The sequence below is a fragment of the Morganella sp. HMSC11D09 genome (assembly GCF_001807955.1).
Lineage (GTDB): Bacteria > Pseudomonadota > Gammaproteobacteria > Enterobacterales > Enterobacteriaceae > Morganella > Morganella morganii.
The window spans coordinates 1-691 of sequence record NZ_KV791650.1 but is presented as its reverse complement, the minus strand read 5'-3'; the positions used below and the strand labels follow the sequence as shown (position 1 = coordinate 691).

The 691-nt window shown below is 56.3% G+C and carries 1 protein-coding gene; it reads left to right on the top strand.

Features of this window, described 5'->3' with window-relative positions:
* Positions 1 to 691 (top strand): phage tail tape measure protein (locus tag HMPREF3119_RS01985; RefSeq protein WP_305777628.1); only part of this gene is annotated, 691 nt, incomplete at both ends.

The following is a 691-nucleotide window of genomic DNA, read 5'->3' as shown; positions in this document are numbered from 1 at the left end:
CAGTGTGACCAAAGCAACCATCGGGGTGGCCGGTGCCGCAAAAGGTGAGATCGCTCTTGCACAGGCCCAGCTGCGCGGGACACAAATTGCGGTTGCCAGAGCGCGTGCGGCAGAATACCGGGCACAGCAGGCACTCACCGCATCACGTGGCACGGATGCACAGGCTGCCGCAGAAAAGCGGCTGGCTGCCGCTCAGGCCTCCGTTGCCCGTAACGTGAATGCCCGCAATATTGCCCAGAATAACCTGAACAATATCACCTCTGTCGGCACCCGTCTCCTGGGCGGGGCGCTCGGCCTTATCGGCGGGATACCCGGACTGGTGATGCTGGGGGCCGGTGCCTGGTACACGATGTACCAAAAGCAGGAGCAGGCGAGACAATCGGCGCTTGAATATGCTGGGGCTATCGATCAGGTTCTGTCAAATCTGAACAAAATGACGTTGCCGGAAACGTCGGATAATGCGGGGAAAACCAAAGAAGCTCTGGCGGCGCAAAATAAACTGGTTGATGAGCAGCGTCAGAAAGTTGAGGGATTAAAATCAGAGATAGCCGGGTATCAGCAGATGCTGGTCTCACCGGGACCAAGTATTAACGGCTATCTGATTAATCATCTGATCAGTCAGGAGGATGCGGTTAAATCCCTGACGGCTGCGCAGGATGAACTTTCGGTTGAACAGAGCAGGCTCAATGAG